Here is a 17,176-nt window from a genome sequence, read left to right as displayed (position 1 = left end):
GGCATGGCGAATCGACCTGCCCCGGCATTGATGTTGCGTCCCGGCGATCACGAAAAGCTTGAGAGGATGACGCGTTCGCAGTCGATGTCGGCGGGGATGGTGCAGCGGGCGCGGATCGTGCTGCTGGCCTCGGAGGGCCGGCGCAATGCCGAGATCGCGGAGCTGGCTGGTGCGTCGCGTCCGAAGGTGAATTTGTGGCGGTCCAGGTATGAGGACAAGGGCATCGCGGGACTGGTCGATGAGAAGCGTTCTGGCCGGCCGCGCACGATCGATCACGCGGCGATCGTGACGGCGACGTTGATGCCGCCGCCGAAGAGTTTGGGCGTGACCCACTGGTCGTCGCGGTTGCTGGCGGCGCGGTTGAAGGTCTCGGCCTCGACGGTGGTCACCGCGTGGCGTGCCTATGGGATCAAGCCGTGGCGGGCCGAGTCGTTTCGGTTCTCCACCGATCCCGAGCTGGTCGGCAAGGTCACCGACATTTGCGGGCTGTACCTGGCGCCCCCGGAGAACGCGATCGTGCTGTGCGTGGATGAGAAGTCCCAGATTCAGGCGCTGGATCGCACCCAACCGATCTTGCCCATGCAGCCCGGCCTGATCGAGCGGCGCAGCCACGACTACGTCCGGCACGGCACATCGACGCTGTTCGCGGCGCTGGACATCGCCACAGGGCAGGTCACCGCCGCCCTCAAGCCCCGGCACCGAAACCAGGAGTTCCTGGCGTTCCTCAAGCAGGTCGAGCGGGCCTACCGGAACGTGGTCGATGCCGACGGCCAGCCAGTCAAGCTGCACCTGGTAATGGACAACTACGCCGCCCACAAGCACGCCAACGTCAAGGCATGGATGGCTGACAACCCACGGTTCACGGTCCACTTCACGCCCACTCACGCCTCGTGGATGAACCTGGTGGAGGTCTGGTTCGGTATCGTCGAACGCCAGGCCATCCGCCGCGGAGTCTTCACCTCTGTCAAGGACCTCAACGCCAAGATCCGCGCCTTCATAGACGGCTGGAACAACCGTTCCCACCCCTTCATCTGGACGAAAACCGCCGACGAAGTCCTCACGAAAGCCAACCGTGAGAAGACTGCAAATGCGGACCGCTAGTCATATTGGGGCTCGTGTGTAACTGGATCCGTTGGATAAACGTACATATCGAATCCATTGCGCACATCCAGATCCGGTCTCTCGTCTTGCAATCTGTTCATCAGCGCAACCCCTTGGGATCGCCAATTGGCGCTATCGAACCCCTCTCTCCAGTGAGGGGCTATCATCCCTTTGTCATTTAGCATGCGATCGTGGAAGTTTCCTTTCCAGGCCAACTGCCAAGCTTCAAAGTCCCTGACTAGATTGCTCGAAAGTCCAACACGCTCGGTATCAACGAAGCCGGCACGACCCCCTTGCGAAAGCGGAGGCCCGCCCCATAGAAATAAGGGAATACCAGGATGTGGGCTAATAATAAGCCGTTGCTTCATGAATACCTGGTGGCCTATCTGCGCAGATGCGCGTGTTGTTCCGCCAGTTCAGCCTTGACGGAGCGGGAGCGTCACCCAACCAACTTCTCATGCACTACGCATGGCGCACACCGAGGCTGGCCGATGCCCGCCAACGTCGACTGCGAACGCGTCGTTCGCTCAAGCTTCTCGCGATCGCCGAGACGCAGAACCAAAGCCGGGGCAGCACGATTCGCCATGCCTCATGATTTCACAACACCAACCGTGAAATGACTTCCCACGCGCGACACTAGTCGCTCCCATGGCGAGTACCGAAATCGTACGTCAATCCGACTGCACCGTGCCTGACATTACTCGCACTTGAGTTCCTCGCACGCGGCTTCTCTGAAGCAGGCTGACCTGCAACTTCTATCGGCAGCGCTGATTTGAGAGGCAGATAAGGACGGGTGAGGACGCGGCCGGCGAGGTGCACGATCGAATGCCTGTCTTTCTGACCCCGGCCGCGTGGGACACCTGGCTCGCCCCGGGGAAGATCAACAAGGACCAGGCCGGCGATCTGCTCGACCTCCTCGATGTCGAGTCCCGATCGGTCGCGGCAACTTTGCGAACCAGGCCAGTGTCGCGGGCAGTCAACAACGTCCGCACTCTCGATCGGTATGACAGTCGGCTAATCGACCCAGTCAGATAGGGCAGACCGTCAGCGTCCGGTCGGGGTAGGCCGTCGGGTCTGTCGACTACGGTCGCGGTCTATGAGTGCTGTTGAGGATCGGCCCGGCTATTGCCCCAACGGGCACGCTTTCGGCCCGGACAGTCTGCTGGTGGGCTGGCGTCCGCCCCCGGTCGGGCAGGTGGGGCCGGGTTCTCGGACGTACGAGTGCCTGGCGTGCGGGGCGATCATGGACTGGACGCCCACGCTGTCTCCGATATAGACCGGCCCGTAGCGGGGATCTCCGACTTCGCCGGTCAGTCAAGGTCGCGGGCGGCGATGAGGCCGGCGATGAAATCGGCGACTCGGACGGCTTCGGCGTCGGTGAGGTCGTAGGCGATGCCCGCGACGAGCGTGCGCGAGGGCCCGAGGGGTTGCAGGCCGAGGCTCACTCGAGTGGCGGCCGATAGGGCTGCACGGTCGGCGATGTGCGCGGCGGTGCATCCCAGAGCGCCTGCGATGGCGGCGAGCTGCTGCCGGTTCATGGTCGGCGGGTGGGCCGGCCGGCCTCGGGCGGCGGGGACCTGGCCCCTCTCCCAGATGCTTATCTGGCTCCCGCTGACGCCGGCGGCGAGCCCAAGCTTGAGCTGGGTAAGTCCGGTTTCGTGACGTACGGTGCGGATGGCTCGCCCCAGCGATCGTGCTTCGTCTGGGGTCATCGTGTCCCCTCCCCCGCCGCGTCGTCCCAGACCTCGGCTACGACCGACCAGTGCCCGTCCTCGTGGGCGGTCGACACCACGGACACCGCGGCCCCGCCATCGTGGCGGAGGTCGCGCAGGCGGCGGTCGAGGTCGATGTGAGCGTGCAACTCACTGGGGCCGGTGCCGACGATGTACACAGTCAACGGCGCTCCCTGCCACAACAGGAAGCGCCGTCGCGAGCGGGTGCCAGAGGGCCTGTCAGAGCCAGCCCGCGGCCTGCTGCTCGGCGATGAAGCCTGGAATCCACCAAGCGTCTCCCATGCCATTGGCCTGGAGGACGGCGAGGTTGTTGCGGTTCAAGGTCTGCATCGAGCCCTGAAAGCCTGGGATCGAGTTGAGGAACTGGGTAAGGGCGTCCATGACCTGCCCTTTTCAGTGAACAACGACGGGGGGAGGTTAACAGTCCGGCCATGCAAACGGGGGATCTAACTCCCGGGTCATCCCTCGACGTAACTGACGACGGTTTCGATGAGCCGAGCCACTGTGCCGCGGTCGATGTGGTCGCGTGGCCCACCTCGCGTTCGATGCTCGCGAGGTAGACGTCTACACAGTCCGAAATCTGCTCCCGGTCGATGACCGCGTCCGTGCGGTCGATCACGACGCTGCGGACCTCGACCTCGGTTTGGGCCTGCGTCAACGTGGTCATGCCTTCTTCTTCGGGCCGGCGGTAAGGGAGTCGCGGCGCTTGGTCTCTCGACGCAAGGCGCGGCCCTGCTCGAGGAGGATCTCGAACAGCTCGTCGGTGGGGGCTTCGGCGCTGTCGCGGGTAAGCGGGCAACTCTGGAAAAAGTTAAGGCACTCCGAAAAGTTAAACTTCCAGTCTCGTGCGCCAGGCCAATCCCATGTCCGCCGAGGACAGGATCCCAATTTTCGTCTTGCTCGGCAACTTGATTTCTCACGAATGCCCCAGACCCCTTCGTGATCCATCCCGAGTCCCAATCCTGTGTGACTTCTATCTAGACCGCCCAAGTCTGATCGCTACAGACTGATTGCTAGTGCCGCTCGTGACTACCTTCGTTCGACGGAGGCCAATCACGCCCTGCAGGAATCAGACACACGGTTCGCCGCTTCGTTTTCTGGAATTTCTGTCCAAAACAGGCCACTACAAATCAAGCGTGGCCCAAACGACGTTCATCTTGTGTAACCATTGGCCATGCCCAACCCCAAGAGACCATCAACGCCCCATGTTATGCTGGTTTCTTTGTCATTCTACCTGATCCCGTTCCAATACCGGACGGGTCGACATGGACCGCATTAACGAACGAACGCGAGCCCAACTTGGACGGACTAGAGCTCGCACCGCTAGAGGGCCAGCCGACTTTCATAAACAAAGAAGGCCAGAACTTTGTTTCGATGCGCTTCTTGCAGGTTGCGGATCGGTCGAAGTCATCGATGGACGTGGAAAGTTCAATCCTCATGCGAGCAAGCGCCCGCATTCTCTCTTTAACAGAGAAGAATCCAGTGGATTTGCCACAAGAGGACAATCGCTACAGAACGGTGGTTGAGATGATCACTTTCGTGGGCAGCGAAGACGGCTGATATGCGACAGAATCAAAACCTGACCCGCTAACCCGATGTCTAGAAGAACTCTTTAAATTTCACCGGCCTTACCGGATTCTCACCCACCTACCCTGCGAGGAACTCACTTACAAACGGATGCACCCGTTTGCCATCATGACTAGGCGCAAAATTGCAGATAGCGAGCCAGTTCCGTACGGCGTGATGCTACTCGCCATGGAGCCCAACCGAACAGGTTCGGTTGCGGATGAGATTGGAAGCCTCGACTTCGACAGTGTGGCGATTGCTCGCGCCCGCTTGCAAGCAGGGGATCCGTCAACCGCATTCCTCGAAAGAATAGTGGATGCCAACTATGCGTCTACGCAACTCGGCAAAAATACCGAATCAGTACTCCATGTCGCTATTGGGTGCGAGACCCTAATCGACGGATGTCTTGGAATGTGCCTATGGGAGGGAAAAACGTCCGAGCAAGGTGCTGCGGAGGTATTCTCGACCGATCTCACGCCTCGCGTCAAAACTAAACTCCCCGAAATTCTTGGCGGAAATTGGTCTCTAACGATCGGGCCAGTGGGCGGCTGGTACGAGAAGGTGGCGGGTCTTCGTAACCGTGTCGTTCACGCCGGGTATCAACCCGACGATAAAGAGGTCAGTGAATGCCTCCACGCTGCAGAAGGCTTAGGCGGCCACATCCTTGATTGCCTCTACAAGAAGTTCCATTTGTACCCGGCCACCGCCTGGACTTTCCTAGGGACTGCTGGATTCGAGAACCGCGGCGGTGTTACGCGCCGCGCAACTGAATGGCGAGAGCAGAACGATGTCATCGCATCGATCCGCCTGTACTCTAGGTGGCGGACTGGCGTGAGTGAAAAGGTTCAGAGAAGGAAGAAGTCGATCTAGAAGGGCCGTCACGCGCGTTAAGCATGCCTATCGCGGACTTTTTCACTGCGCCGAGGTACGCGAGAAAGAGAACTAACGGAATCTATTTCCCACCAGCCATCTTTGAAGACCGCCGTTGCTTCTGCAGTATTTCCCACAGCCGTTCAGACTTTGCCGGGTCATCGATCATCTCAAGCGCCAGAGTAATGAGGGCTTGAGCATACGCCGTCTCACTCACAATTGGAGTACCGCCCTTGAGCCTCGATGGGTCCTCCAGATGCCACTCAAGTCGACTGCGGGCCAGGCGGCCTACGAACTCCTGCGGCCACTGAAAGTTTTTCCGTACTAACTCCCTCGACACGAACTGTCTCTCCTCTCCGCAGCTCGCTGCCGAGCGGCTGACCTAATAGTGATACCAGCGCGGCAGGCAATTACGCGCATGGGGGTTAGTCGACCGCTGGTGCCCCTTATCCAGGGCCGTACGTCTGCCAGTGCCGCCGAAGCCGCCATGGCAATCACGTCCGGGATGCGAATCCCAAAGTGCGATCGGAAATTCCGTAGCGTGGACGCAGACGGCCCCGCATTTGGAGGCGGCGACCGCCGTCATCCTCGATGACGTCGCCGCACGAGTCAGTTCTCTCGGAAAACTTGAACCCACCCCAACCGAGAGCAAGTATGCGGATTGGGCCCGGGTGCGTGCCGAGGTGACCTGGATGCACCGCACATGCTCGACCTAAGTAATCAGGACACGCTGCCACCGGTCCGACCACTATTGCCGTCGCCTACTAGGTTGACTATCACTACAAATCGCAACTCGACACCGAGTTTGCCACCATAAGGCAGGTCGACATCCCGGCATCCGCGCTGTTCACCGTGTTGAAGTGTCGTCTCAGCGCAGTACGTGTCCGAGCGATCAGCGCGCCGGTCGAGACGAGGGCACGAGCGACGAGCGGGGTCGTGGGGTTGGTGTTCATCGGGGTTCTCCTTCTTCGGTGACCGGGGCGGTGTCTCCGCCCCGGAATCGGTGTGGCCGCGGGGTCCGCTCACGGGAGGACCCCCGGCAGCATCCCGTCGGCGAGTCCCACCACGACGGGGAGCACTCCCAGGCAGACGAACGCCGGAAGGAAGCACAGGCCGAGCGGGCCGGCGACCATGACCGCGGCCCGCTCGGCGCGGGCGGTGGCCGCGGCGTCGGCCTCGGATCGCATTCGATCGGCGGCGTGCTCGAGGGCGGCCCGTACCGACCCGCCGCCGTCCGTCGCCCGGGTCAGTACCGAGGAGATCGGGGCGAGCCGTGCGGCGCCCGGGACCTCACGCCAGGCCTCGGCCGGGGTGGCGCCGAGCCGCATCCGTGCCGCCGCCGCCCGCAGCGGGAGCGCCGAGCCGGGATCGGTGCGGTCGACCGCGTCGGCGACCGCGGCCAGGGCGTCGGGTGCGGGCAGACCTGCCAGGAGCGCGACCGCGAGCAGGTCCAGCAGCTGGGCGAGGGATCCGGTGTCGGCGGGGACGGCACGTCGGCGGGTGATCCGTGCCATCGAGGCCATCGGCAGCGGGAGGAATGGCACTCCGGGCCGATCGCGGCCTCGGACCCGGGGCCTCGAGACGTGGGAGAGGTGGCGGAGGGCGTCCAACCTGCCGGCGGCGCGGGGACGCCACGGCGCCACGCACACGGCGACGGCGAGCAGCAGGACGGTCGCGGTCATCGGGCGGCACCGCCGGCGATGCGGTCGGTCCACAGGAGCCCCGCGGCCAACAGGACCGCCCCGGCCAGGCACAACACGCCCCCGAGTGCGCCGTTGCGGAGGACCCCGAGAGGGTCGGCTCCGAAGCCGGATCCCAGGAGGACGCCCAGCCCGGGGAGCGCGGTGAGGATGACGGCGGTGGCGCGGGGTCCGGCGAGGGTGGCGTCGACGCGGAGGGCCCGCTGGCGCCGCGAGGCGACGTCTGTCCGCAGTCCGTCGACGACGTCGGCCAACACCACCCCGTGTCGCGTGGCGAGGAGCCAGGCACCGGCGAGTTCGCCGGCGACCCGGTCCACTGCCGGCGAGTCACCTCCGACGGGACGGAGGGCTACGGCGACGTCACCGCCCAGGCGGGCGTGGGACCCGGCCGCGGTGAGGATCCCGGCCACCTCCGGGTCGTGTGCCCCCGCGGCGTCGGCAGCCTGCCCGAGGGCGTGACCCGGCCCGGCTCCGGCCCGCAGGGCGGAGGAGATGTCGTCGAGCGCGCGTTCCCACGCCCCCAGCCGCACGAGACGCTGTCGGCGCTCGGCCGCGCGCCCGTGCAGGTCGGCGGCGGTACCGCCCAGCACCGCGGCCGCGCATGCATGGAACGGACCCGCCCCCACCAGCGCGACGGTGCCCGCGGCCAGGGGCCACAGCACCCCGGCCGGCACCCGGGCGAGGGCCGCGCGAAGTCCGGCGGCCCGGGCCCGAACGCCCGGATCCCCGGGCCCGCCGGCGTGGCGGCCCGCCCCCGTACCGTCACGGGCCGGACCGCCCTCGTCCACCAGAGCGCTCAACCGGCGCGCCGCCATCCCGCCCGGCCACGCCAGCAGCGCGGCCGCCAGGAACAGCGCGGCCGTCACGGGACCCGCTCCCCGAGCAGGGCATCCAACCCCGCGCGACCGGGGACCTCTCCGCCGTCGGCGCGCCAGGCCGGGTCCACGACGATCCCGTGCGCCTCGCGTCGCACCACCCCGATCGAGTCGACGACCCGCTGCCCGTCGGGTTGGCGGCGCATGCCCACCACCACACGCAACGACGCCGCCACCTGCGCCGACAGCGCCGCCCGGTCGAGCCCGCCCAGCGCGCCGAGCGCCTCGAGTCGGGCGGGCAGCTCCGTGGGCGAATTGGCGTGGACGGTGCCGGCACTGCCGTCGTGTCCGGTGTTCAGGGCGGCCAGCAGGTCGGCGACCTCGCCGCCGCGCACCTCCCCCACCGCGATCCGGTCCGGACGCATCCGCAGCGCCTGCCGGACCAGGTCGGCCATGGTCACCTCGCCGGCGCCCTCCACGTTGCCGTGCCGCACCACGAGACGCACGACGTGCGGGTGCGCGGGCCGGAGCTCAGGGGAATCCTCCACGCACAGCAGCCTCTCGGCCGCCGGGACCAGCCCCAACAGGGCCGCGAGCATGGTGGTCTTGCCGGAGCCGGTCCCGCCCACCACGAGGTACCCCACCCTGGCGTCGACGAGTCCGCGCAGCAGCGCCTCCGCCGAGGGTGGAACCGTTCCCGCCTCAACCAGCCGGTCGAAGGTCACCTGAGCCGGCCGCGACACCCGTAGCGACAGGCAGGTACCGTCCACGGCAACCGGCGGCAGTACCGCGTGCAACCGCCACGCCATCCCGTCACGGGAGCGCACCACCCCGTCGGCCCAGGGGCGGGCGTCATCGAGCCGCTGACCGGCCCGCCCCGCCAACCGCACCGCCAGGGATCGCAGCTCGGCCTCGGTCGGGACCGAGACCTCCGTCTCCTCCAGTCCACGCCCGCGGTCCACCAGCGCCGGCCCCGGCCCGTCGACCACCACGTCGGTGACCCCGGGACTCGCCAGGAGCGCCTCGAGCGGCCCGGCCCCGGCCAGGTGTTCACGGACCAGCCGGGCGGTCCGCAGCAGGTCGAGGTGCCCGTGGAGGACCCCCGACTCGGCCCGCACCGCGCGGACCACCTCGTCGGGCTCGGGTTCGACCCCCAGCCCGGCCAGTCGCGCACGCACCCTGTCCACCAGGTCGACCGACGGCGTGGCCGGGCCCGGATCGTCACCGTCCATCGAGACCCACCTGCTCCAGCAACTCGTCGGCGACCGCGGCCAGTCGTCGCACCCGGCCCGCCCGCCCGCGGTGGAGCGCGGTCCCCAGGTCACCGGCGCCCGCGGCGCGGCGCACCGCTGCGATCTCGGGCAGGACGAACCAGCGCCTCGCCCCGGCCGCGTCGGCGACGTCTGCGGCGTGCAGGGGATCGGCGCGTCCGGTCCTGATCACCAGGACCGCCCCGGGCGCCTCGTGCACCGCGTGTCCGGCGGCAACCGCGCCCGACAGGTCGGCCCTGGTGACGACGACGACGAGGTCGGCTCCGGCCGGCGCGGGCCCGCCGTCGGCGAGGCCACCACGATCGCTGACCACGAGTCCCCCGGTTTCCCGGTGGGCCTGCACCGCACCCGGGGCGCCATCACGGACGGGGGCCGGGTCGGCCGCGGCGGGTCGGCGCCTGGACCGCGCCAGGACGCCGAGCCCGGGCAGGGCCTCGGGAACCGCACCCCACAGGGCCTCCGGGTCCGGTCCCCCCAGATCGGCACGCACGTCCTCGACCCGCAGCCCGGGCCGGTCCTCGGCGCCCAGTAGGAGGTCGACGCCGGTGCCCTGCGGGTCCGCCTCGACCAGCAGGGTCCGGATGGACGGGGCGGCCCGCACCGCGAGGGCTGCCGCCAGGGTGCTGGCCCCGCAACCGCCCACGGCGCCGGCCACCTCCACCAGCGGCCCCGACCTCGTCGGTGCCGGCGCGAGCAGCATCCCCACGAGATCGCCCGTACCGGACGGCAGACGGACCACCTCGTCGTCGTCGTCGCCCGGGTCGCGGTCAGATCCGATCCGCACGACGCGTGACCCACCGACCCCCGCCATCGGGTCGGCGCGATCGGTGACCACCACCTCGCCGTGCGCCCCGCCCGCGGGGTCCGTGTCCAGGGCCAGGGCGGCCAGCACGGCGCGCACGTCGGCGTCCAGGTCGGGGTCGGTGACGTCCACCGCGACGGATCGCGTTCTCGTAGTCGTGTTCACGGGGCCCAGCCTCACCCACCGACCCGGCCGACACCGCCGCCGAGAGGGCCCGCGGCGGTCGGGCTGTGGAGGGGGACGGGGCTGTGGAGAACCCGGCTGACTCGTCACCGCCGTCGCACGCAGCATGAGTGGCGGCCGCGTGCGAGACACGTTCGGAAATGCAAGAGACCGCGGCAGGGGGGCGCCGCGGTCTCTTAGAAGTGCCAGTTCTAGGGGGGGATGAACTGACACCTAGGGGGATGCCCATCACGGGCACCGCAAGTATCGCCCATCTGCGGTTGCAGCACAAGAACCGTATCCTCGAGGGCGTGTCCGCCCCACGCCCACCGGGCCCCAGGATGTCGCACCGCCCTCGCCGGGTGGCTGCGTTCTTCGACCTCGACAAGACGATCATCGCGACCTCATCGGTGTTCGCGTTCAACAAGTCCTTTCTCGACGAGGGTCTGTTGTCGCGACGATCGGTGCTCGACCTCGCCTACACGCAGCTCGCGTTCAGCCTGTCGGACGCCGACGACGAACAGATGCGGAAGGTCCGCCAGGCCATGGCGACCGCCACCAAGGGGTGGGAGCCCGAGCAGGTCGAGCGGATCGTCACCGCGGGGCTCACGGAGACCGTCTCCCCCACCGTGTACTCCGAGGCGCAGGATCTGCTCGCCGAGCACCGCGCACTGGGGCACGACCTGGTGATCGTATCCGCCTCGGGCGAGGAGCTGGTGGCGCCGATCGCCCGGATGCTCGGCGTGGACCACTACGCCGGCACGCGCATGAACCGGGACGTCGACGGGCGCTACGGCGGTGAGATCGAGTTCTACTGCCAGGGTCCGGGCAAGGCGGAGGCGATCAGCGCGTTCGCCGAGCGCTACGGCTACGACCTCGAGGCGAGCTACGCCTATTCCGATTCCTCCACCGACCTGCCCATGCTCGAGATGGTGGGTCACCCGACGGTGATCAATCCCGACCGCCCGCTGCGGCGCGAAGCACTGGAGCGGGGGTGGCCGATCCTCACCTTCACCAATCCCACGCCGCTACTGCCCACCCTCGAGCGCGCCACCGGGCCGATCGTCGGGGTCGCGGCCATCGTGGTGGCCGTGGGGTCCGCGGTTGTCTCGTTCGCCCGTGCCGCCCGCCGTGCGGGGCGGTAGCAGGGCCACCGGGCGCGCGCCGCAGTAGGGCGGGCACACCGGGTGCGCCGCCAACACCTCAGCATCGGCCCGCCAGACGATCCGGGGCGATAGCCGAACCGCCTCATGAGTCCTCCGATTCCTTGTGGGATTTCGCCATCGCCCGGGGTCCGTGACAGGCGGCATGCTCAGGGCACGGTGTTGAAGACGCCAGGACCGAGACGGAAGAGAAGTCACGGCCCCCCGCCCGATTCACCGTCATCGACATTCGGAAACCCACGCGACGGATGACGCCCGAGAGGCAAACCAGCCGTGGGTCCGCGCCAGCCGTCACCGACGGTTGTCCCGGACCGGCGACACGGCGGACCACAGGACGCTTGGTACCCGGATCTCTCGATGGACCGCAGTGAGTTGGCGGGTCGGCTACGGCCGACCCGCCATTCGCACGTTCGGGCCCCCGAGGGGAGGGAGGCGTCATCGTGCCTCGCGACTCCACCTCTGGTGACACCGCGATTGCCGGCGCCTCGCCGTGGGCATTGATCGCCACACTCGGCTTCGTCGGGACAACCGTGTCGTTCACCCAGACACTGGTGATCCCCATCCAGAATCATCTGCCGGTCCTGGTCGGAGCCTCGCGGGGTGCGACAGCGTGGGTCCTGACCATCGCGTTGCTCGCCGCGGCCGTCACCACCCCGATCTCCGGACGCCTGGGCGACCTCGTCGGCAAACGCCACGTGTCGCTCGGGTTGATCGTGCTGGCCATCGCGGGGTCGTTGATCGCGGCGTTCTCCGAGGGATTGCCCGCATTGCTCGTCGGCCGCGCCCTCCAGGGGGTCAGCATGGGGATCATCGCCGTGGCCATCTCCATCCTGGGCGACGAGCCGGACCGAGAACACCAGGTCGCCGGGATCGCCGTCATCGGCGCGAGCCTAGGATTCGGAGGCGCGGTCGGGCTGCCCCTCAGTGCGCTGATCGTCCAGGTGGGCGACTGGAAACTGCTCTTCTGGTCGTCGGCCGCGCTGGGCCTGGTGAACGCAGCCCTGGTCTGGAGGGTGGTACCCCACAGTCGGGGCAGCCGGGAACACCTCGACCTCGTCGGTGCCACGGGGCTGGCTGTGGGGCTCACCGGAATCCTGGTCGCGCTGTCCCGGGGAGCGTCGTGGGGGTGGGGGTCGGCGCAGACGCTCGGGATGTTTCTCGGTGGGGTCACGGTCCTCGTCGTCTGGAGTGCCTACGAACTCCGGATCGAGGACCCGATACTGGACCTACGACTGATGTCGCAACCGTCGCTTCTGCTGATCAATCTGGGGACGACGGCGCTCGGCTGCTCGTTCTTCGTCTCGGAGGTCGCGTTTCTTCCCCTGCTCGAGCTACCGGCCGAGTCCGAGGCAGGACTCGGGCTGACGATGTTCGTCGCGAGCATCGCACTCGTCCCCGGCGCGCTGGTCATGATGGCGGTCGCGCCTCTGGCCGCTCGCCTGGTTGTCCGGTTCGGCGGGCATACGGCGACGTGCGCCGGGGCGCTCTCCGTCGCGGCAGCCTACGCCCTGACGCTCCTGTGGCACGACCGCGTGTGGCACATCGTCGTGTTCAATTCCCTGCTCCTGGCCGGCGTAGCCGTCGGCGTCGCCGCCATCCCCACCCTGGTGTTGGCCGCGGTCCCGCAGGACGCGTCAGGCGCGGCCGCCGGCGTGAACGCTCTCATGCGCAGCATCGGGACCAGCGCCGGTGCCACCATCACCGGGATGTTGCTCGCGGCGTACAGCGCGCCGGTCGCCGGTAACGAGATTCCTCAGCAAGCCGGTTTCACCTCGGCATTCGTGCTGGGCTTGGCGACCGCCGTCGCCTGCGCTGCCCTCGTGGGTGTGTCCGGCGGCCTCGCCGGCGAGCGCGCGTCTCCGAGCGCGAGCCGTCACCGAGTCCACTGGAAGCGATCTCGGGCCCCGCCCGGAACCCGATGAATTCGTCGTCACCCCGCGTTTGTCGGCCCCGCGGTGCTCACCAGGTCACGGCGAGTCGGCAGGGATGGGTTCACGCCCCGGCGGCGTCGGCGATCGAGGTGGCCTCGCGCGCGCCGGCCTCGAGGGCTCTACAGCAATGAAGGATCCAATCGGCCACACCCTCGCCGGTCCCCGCCATGTATCCCTTCAGCGCGGCACGGTGCGCCTCCGGGTCCCGGTAGAAGGTCACCTCCGGCACGCCCAGGCAATGGGGGTCGAGGCCTGTGGACACCGCGACCAGTCGGAACGCGGCCCGCGCGACGAGCCCGTCCGCGGACCCGAACGGGCGCAGACCCGAGATTTCCCCGAGGACGACCGCTGCGAGGACGGGCGCCGGCGCGCGGGTGCCGCCGGTGATCAGTTCCGCCAGTCCCTGGAGACGCTCGGCGACGCCCGGCTCGGGGCGCGGGCGCCCCAGGCTCCCGGGATCCACACCCGGCCCGGAGGCAGCGAGGAGATGGAGATGCGCGAGCTCCTGCAGAGGGGATCGGGTCCACACCGCCACGGCGCGGTCGAGAGACTCCCCGGTCAGCTCGCCGGCCACCCGCAACGCAGCGGAGAGCACCTCATCGGTCTCGCCGTCGGCGTCCAGGCGCACGGACGCACCCTCCACGCCGGCGGAGGCACGCGCCCCGCGCAGCACCGATTCGGCGGCGGTGGTGGGCCATCCGCGACGGTTGGCCGGGTGCCGGTGCACCGCCGCGAGCGCGGCCCTGGCCGCGTCCGCCGCCTCAGCCACCCCGGGCAGCACCAGGAGCGGGGCGAGCGGGTCGGGAGCTGTGGAGTTCACGGGTCGAGGGTACCCACCCGGCAGGATCGCCCCGCCCCGCCACCGCACCGACCCACGCCAATCGTCCGACACAGGCAAAATTCAGCTGCCTCAACCGCTGTCGAGCTGGTGTAATCAGCCAATCCGCCGGGTTCGGCGCCCGGCTCGCCCCATCCCCTCTAACCTCGGAGACCCCGTGAACCTCAAGGACCAGCTCGACGCTCTGCTCGACGCGACCGCCTTCGACTCGACGGGGGCCAAGATCGGCGCCGTACGCCAGATCTACGTAGACGACGCCAGCGGCAAGGCCACCTTCGCCACCGTCGCCACCGGGATCTTCTCCGCCGACGCGATCGTCCCCCTCCACGGCGCCCGACTCCTCGACGACGAACTGCACGTCGACCACACCCGCGCCGTCATCCGCGACTCCCCCCGGCCCGACGACACCGACGACGCCCTCACCCCCGAGCAGGAGATCAAGCTGCTCGAGTACTACGGCATCGAGATTCCCCGCCGGGGCGGGGTCGGCGGGACGGAACCTGGGGCCGACCGCCGCACGGCATCGTCTGCTTCTCCGTCTGCTGGGAAGAAGTCGGCCGGACCCGACTCCGGGCCCGCCGCGACCACGCCCGGCCCTCAGCCGGGTTCGCCGGGTTCGAAGCCGCAGCCGAAGGCGGAGGCGAAGGCGGAGGCGAAGGCGGAGGCGAAGGCGGAGGCGAAGGCGGCGAGCACGACCGACCCGCAGCGGACCGCGCCGAGCACACAGGCACCGAAGAGGGAGGTGACGAGCTCGCAGGGTTCGAAGGCAGCGGCCTCGGCGAAGCCCGCCCCCGGCGGCACCGCCGAGAAGCCCGGGACCCCGCCATCGTCGCGCCCCTCGACGGACGACCGGGGGGCCGCCGAGTCAAAGAAGCCGACCCCGCAGACCACGACCCCGCCGGCCACCGGCCAGTCGACGCCCACCGCGGTGCCGCAGAAGAAGAGCGACACGTCCGGGCTCAAGGACGACACCGACGACCGCTCGTGATCGATCGGCTGTGACGCCCCCGGCTCTCCCGTCTGCACACGCGTCACATCGGCCGTATCCCCCGTTCCCGGCGTACCTACCCCCGACGGGTGCGATCCCGAACACGACGCAGGTCATGTGACTACGCTCACACACATCGGTCCGGTCGCTTCCGCCGTGACGATCCCGGCCGTTCGAGAAACCTGATCCCGAGAGAGAGCCGCTCATGACCGCTCCCGAGAACGCCCCGTCCTTCGCTCCCGATCCCGACTTCGCCGCCCGGGCCAATGCGCAGCCCGACCTGTACGACACCGCGTCGAGCGACCGTCTCGCCTTCTGGGAGGAGCAGGCCCGCCGACTCGACTGGGACACCGAGTGGTCCGAGGTCCTGGACTGGTCCGACGCCCCGGTCGCCAAGTGGTTCGTCGGCGGCAAACTCAACGTGGCCCACAACTGCGTCGACCGCCACGTCGACGCCGGCAACGGCGACCGGGTGGCCATCCACTGGATCGGCGAGCCCACCGATGACGCCCGCGACATCACCTACGCCGAACTCAAGGACGAGGTGAGTCGCGCCGCGAATTACCTCAGCTCGCTCGGGCTCGTCGCCGGCGACCGGGTGGCGATCTACATGCCGCTGCTGCCCGAGGTCTACATCGCGATGCTTGCGTGTGCCCGCCTCGGCCTGACCCACTCCGTGGTCTTCGCCGGCTTCTCCCCCAACGCGCTGCGGTCCCGCGTTGATGACGCGGAGGCCAAGCTCGTCATCACCGCCGACGGCCAGTTCCGGCGTGGGAAGCCCGCGCCGCTGAAGGCCGGGGTCGACGACGCGCTCTCCGGGAACGGTGTCGACGCCGAGGGGACCGCCGAATCCGTCCAGAACGTACTCGTGGTCCGCCGCACCGGCATGGACGTCGACTGGATCGAGGGTCGCGACGTCTGGTGGGACGAGGTCATGGCCGAGCAGTCCACCGAGCACCAGCCCGAGGCCTTCGACTCGGAGCACCCGCTGTTCCTGCTCTACACCTCCGGGACCACGGGCAAGCCCAAGGGCATCGTCCACACCACAGGCGGGTACCTCACCCAGGCCGCGTACACCCACCACAACGTGTTCGACCACAAGCCCGGTGAGGACGTCTACTGGTGCACCGCGGACGTCGGCTGGGTCACGGGCCACACCTACGGGGTGTACGCCCCGCTGGCGAACGGCGCCGAGTGCATCGTCTACGAGGGCACCCCCAACTCGCCGGACGAGCACCGCCACTTCCAGATCATCGAGAAGTACGGCGTCACCATCTACTACTCTGCACCGACGCTGATCCGCACCTTCATGAAGTGGGGCAAGGAAATCCCCGCCGCCCATGACCTGTCCTCGATCCGCCTGCTCGGTTCGGTGGGCGAGCCGATCAACCCGGAGGCGTGGCGCTGGTACCGCGAGAACATCGGTGGCGGGAAGGTCCCGATCGTGGACACCTGGTGGCAGACCGAGACCGGCGCGATCATGATCTCCCCGCTCCCCGGCGTGACCGACACCAAGCCCGGTTCCGCCATGCAGCCGCTGCCCGGAATCGATGTCGCCATCGTTGACGGTGACGCCAAGGAGGTCGCGGCCGAGGAGCAGGGTTTCCTCGTCATCACCGAGCCGTGGCCCGCCATGCTCCGCGGGATCTGGGGCGACATGGAGCGCTACCGCGACACCTACTGGTCGCGGTTCGCCGAGGAGGGGTACTACTTCGCCGGTGACGGCGCCAAGTGGGACGCGGACGGCGCGCTGTGGGTCCTCGGCCGCGTCGACGACGTCATGAACATCTCCGGTCACCGCATCTCCACCTCGGAGGTCGAGTCGGCGCTCGTCGGGCACCGGGCGGTCGCAGAGGCGGCCGTCGTCGGCGCCGATGACGAGACCACCGGCCAGGCGATCGTCGCCTACGTGATCCTGCGCGGGAACGTGGACGCGGAGGAGGATCGCCAGAAGCTCATCGACGAACTGCGGGCCGAGGTGTCGCGGGAGATCTCCCCGATCGCCAAGCCCCGCGACATCACGATCGTGCCCGAACTGCCCAAGACCCGCTCCGGCAAGATCATGCGGCGTCTGCTCAAGAACCTGGCCGAGGGCAAGGACGGCGGCGACACCTCGACGCTGTCGGACCCGACGATCATGGACCAGATCCGCGAGAAGGGCACGCGCGGCTGACCGGGTAGCGGGTGAACACCGCCACGTGTCGTGGCACGATGGACGACGGTGCATCCGTCGCCG

General features: G+C 68.2%; 17 protein-coding genes. 8 read left to right on the top strand and 9 right to left on the bottom strand.

Features of this window, described 5'->3' with window-relative positions; all coding sequences use genetic code 11:
- The first annotated feature begins 3 nt into the window (after positions 1–3).
- Together AC3DE3_RS11375 and AC3DE3_RS11370 are read left to right on the top strand one after the other, a co-directional pair.
- Positions 4–1,101, top strand: coding sequence for an IS630 family transposase (locus tag AC3DE3_RS11375; RefSeq protein WP_488370049.1), 1,098 nt, complete (start codon positions 4–6; stop codon positions 1,099–1,101).
- 783 nt (positions 1,102–1,884) lie between these two features.
- Positions 1,885–2,136 carry an SOS response-associated peptidase family protein gene (locus AC3DE3_RS11370; protein WP_488370048.1) on the top strand — a complete coding sequence of 84 codons (252 nt, stop codon included), beginning with the start codon at positions 1,885–1,887 and terminating at the stop codon, positions 2,134–2,136.
- Positions 2,137–2,411: 275 nt separating this feature from the next.
- On the opposite strand, the gene AC3DE3_RS11365 is transcribed toward AC3DE3_RS11370, so the two are convergent.
- Genes AC3DE3_RS11365 through AC3DE3_RS11355 form a run of 3 tightly spaced genes read right to left on the bottom strand, consistent with a single transcriptional unit; the run spans position 2,412 to position 3,215 of the window.
- The gene (locus AC3DE3_RS11365; RefSeq protein WP_488370036.1) at positions 2,412–2,813 is read right to left on the bottom strand and encodes a helix-turn-helix domain-containing protein; all 402 of its coding nucleotides are present in this window, start codon (positions 2,811–2,813) and stop codon (positions 2,412–2,414) included.
- On the bottom strand, positions 2,810–2,998 hold the full coding sequence (locus tag AC3DE3_RS11360; RefSeq protein WP_488370035.1) for a hypothetical protein: 189 nt from the start codon (positions 2,996–2,998) through the stop codon (positions 2,810–2,812). Before AC3DE3_RS11360 ends, AC3DE3_RS11365 begins: the two co-directional genes overlap by 4 nt.
- A gap of 55 nt (positions 2,999–3,053) precedes the next feature.
- Complete coding sequence (locus AC3DE3_RS11355) at positions 3,054–3,215, bottom strand: hypothetical protein (RefSeq protein WP_488370034.1); 162 nt, start codon at positions 3,213–3,215, stop codon at positions 3,054–3,056.
- 993 nt (positions 3,216–4,208) lie between these two features.
- Here AC3DE3_RS11355 and AC3DE3_RS11350 point away from each other — a divergent pair.
- Together AC3DE3_RS11350 and AC3DE3_RS11345 are read left to right on the top strand one after the other, a co-directional pair.
- Positions 4,209–4,394, top strand: coding sequence for a hypothetical protein (locus AC3DE3_RS11350; RefSeq protein ID WP_488370033.1), 186 nt, complete (start codon positions 4,209–4,211; stop codon positions 4,392–4,394).
- A gap of 117 nt (positions 4,395–4,511) precedes the next feature.
- Positions 4,512–5,270, top strand: coding sequence for a hypothetical protein (locus AC3DE3_RS11345; RefSeq protein WP_488370032.1), 759 nt, complete (start codon positions 4,512–4,514; stop codon positions 5,268–5,270).
- Between the two features lie 779 nt (positions 5,271–6,049).
- Here AC3DE3_RS11345 and AC3DE3_RS11340 read toward each other — a convergent pair.
- The 5 genes from AC3DE3_RS11340 to AC3DE3_RS11320 form a co-directional block, all read right to left on the bottom strand.
- A complete protein-coding gene (locus AC3DE3_RS11340) occupies positions 6,050–6,223 on the bottom strand; it encodes a hypothetical protein (protein ID WP_488370031.1) in 174 nt (57 codons plus the stop codon).
- Positions 6,224–6,292: 69 nt separating this feature from the next.
- Positions 6,293–6,952: a type II secretion system F family protein gene (locus tag AC3DE3_RS11335; protein ID WP_260486566.1), complete on the bottom strand. Its 660-nt coding sequence runs from the start codon at positions 6,950–6,952 to the stop codon at positions 6,293–6,295.
- Positions 6,949–7,836, bottom strand: a complete 888-nt coding sequence (locus tag AC3DE3_RS11330; RefSeq protein WP_488370030.1) for a type II secretion system F family protein — start codon at positions 7,834–7,836, stop codon at positions 6,949–6,951. Before AC3DE3_RS11330 ends, AC3DE3_RS11335 begins: the two co-directional genes overlap by 4 nt.
- Entirely contained in the window at positions 7,833–9,017 is a 1,185-nt protein-coding gene (locus AC3DE3_RS11325) for a TadA family conjugal transfer-associated ATPase (RefSeq protein WP_488370029.1), read from the bottom strand. The genes AC3DE3_RS11330 and AC3DE3_RS11325 overlap by 4 nt, the downstream gene beginning before the upstream one ends.
- Positions 9,007–10,023, bottom strand: coding sequence for a CpaE-like family protein (locus AC3DE3_RS11320; protein WP_488370028.1), 1,017 nt, complete (start codon positions 10,021–10,023; stop codon positions 9,007–9,009). The genes AC3DE3_RS11325 and AC3DE3_RS11320 overlap by 11 nt, the downstream gene beginning before the upstream one ends.
- Before the next feature lie 338 nt (positions 10,024–10,361).
- Here AC3DE3_RS11320 and AC3DE3_RS11315 point away from each other — a divergent pair, with 338 nt between their 5' ends.
- Together AC3DE3_RS11315 and AC3DE3_RS11310 are read left to right on the top strand one after the other, a co-directional pair.
- Positions 10,362–11,165 carry an HAD family hydrolase gene (locus tag AC3DE3_RS11315; protein WP_488370047.1) on the top strand — a complete coding sequence of 268 codons (804 nt, stop codon included), beginning with the start codon at positions 10,362–10,364 and terminating at the stop codon, positions 11,163–11,165.
- A gap of 458 nt (positions 11,166–11,623) precedes the next feature.
- Positions 11,624–13,105: an MFS transporter gene (locus AC3DE3_RS11310; RefSeq protein ID WP_488370027.1), complete on the top strand. Its 1,482-nt coding sequence runs from the start codon at positions 11,624–11,626 to the stop codon at positions 13,103–13,105.
- Between the two features lie 70 nt (positions 13,106–13,175).
- On the opposite strand, the gene AC3DE3_RS11305 is transcribed toward AC3DE3_RS11310, so the two are convergent.
- Positions 13,176–13,934, bottom strand: coding sequence for a Fic family protein (locus AC3DE3_RS11305; protein WP_488370026.1), 759 nt, complete (start codon positions 13,932–13,934; stop codon positions 13,176–13,178).
- 175 nt (positions 13,935–14,109) lie between these two features.
- Between AC3DE3_RS11305 and AC3DE3_RS11300 the strand changes: the two genes are divergently transcribed.
- Positions 14,110–14,940: a PRC-barrel domain-containing protein gene (locus AC3DE3_RS11300; protein WP_488370025.1), complete on the top strand. Its 831-nt coding sequence runs from the start codon at positions 14,110–14,112 to the stop codon at positions 14,938–14,940.
- Between the two features lie 205 nt (positions 14,941–15,145).
- Entirely contained in the window at positions 15,146–17,113 is a 1,968-nt protein-coding gene (gene acs / locus AC3DE3_RS11295; protein ID WP_488370024.1) for an acetate--CoA ligase, read from the top strand.
- Positions 17,114–17,176 lie beyond the last annotated feature (63 nt).

This window comes from Dietzia sp. IBK-p2-16D (assembly GCF_057773085.1).
The sequence above is the reverse complement of the archived record's forward strand: the minus strand, read 5'-3'. Positions and strand labels throughout refer to the sequence as shown.

Coding starts and splice junctions, on each gene's coding strand:
- AC3DE3_RS11350 (WP_488370033.1), top strand. CDS start 4,209: ATGCGCTTCTTGCAGGTTGCGGATCGGTCGAAGTCATCGATGGACGTG.
- AC3DE3_RS11335 (WP_260486566.1), bottom strand. CDS start 6,952: ATGACCGCGACCGTCCTGCTGCTCGCCGTCGCCGTGTGCGTGGCGCCG.
- AC3DE3_RS11355 (WP_488370034.1), bottom strand. CDS start 3,215: ATGGACGCCCTTACCCAGTTCCTCAACTCGATCCCAGGCTTTCAGGGC.
- AC3DE3_RS11375 (WP_488370049.1), top strand. CDS start 4: ATGGCGAATCGACCTGCCCCGGCATTGATGTTGCGTCCCGGCGATCAC.
- AC3DE3_RS11315 (WP_488370047.1), top strand. CDS start 10,362: ATGTCGCACCGCCCTCGCCGGGTGGCTGCGTTCTTCGACCTCGACAAG.
- AC3DE3_RS11325 (WP_488370029.1), bottom strand. CDS start 9,017: ATGGACGGTGACGATCCGGGCCCGGCCACGCCGTCGGTCGACCTGGTG.
- AC3DE3_RS11365 (WP_488370036.1), bottom strand. CDS start 2,813: ATGACCCCAGACGAAGCACGATCGCTGGGGCGAGCCATCCGCACCGTA.
- AC3DE3_RS11345 (WP_488370032.1), top strand. CDS start 4,512: ATGCACCCGTTTGCCATCATGACTAGGCGCAAAATTGCAGATAGCGAG.
- AC3DE3_RS11340 (WP_488370031.1), bottom strand. CDS start 6,223: ATGAACACCAACCCCACGACCCCGCTCGTCGCTCGTGCCCTCGTCTCG.
- acs (WP_488370024.1), top strand. CDS start 15,146: ATGACCGCTCCCGAGAACGCCCCGTCCTTCGCTCCCGATCCCGACTTC.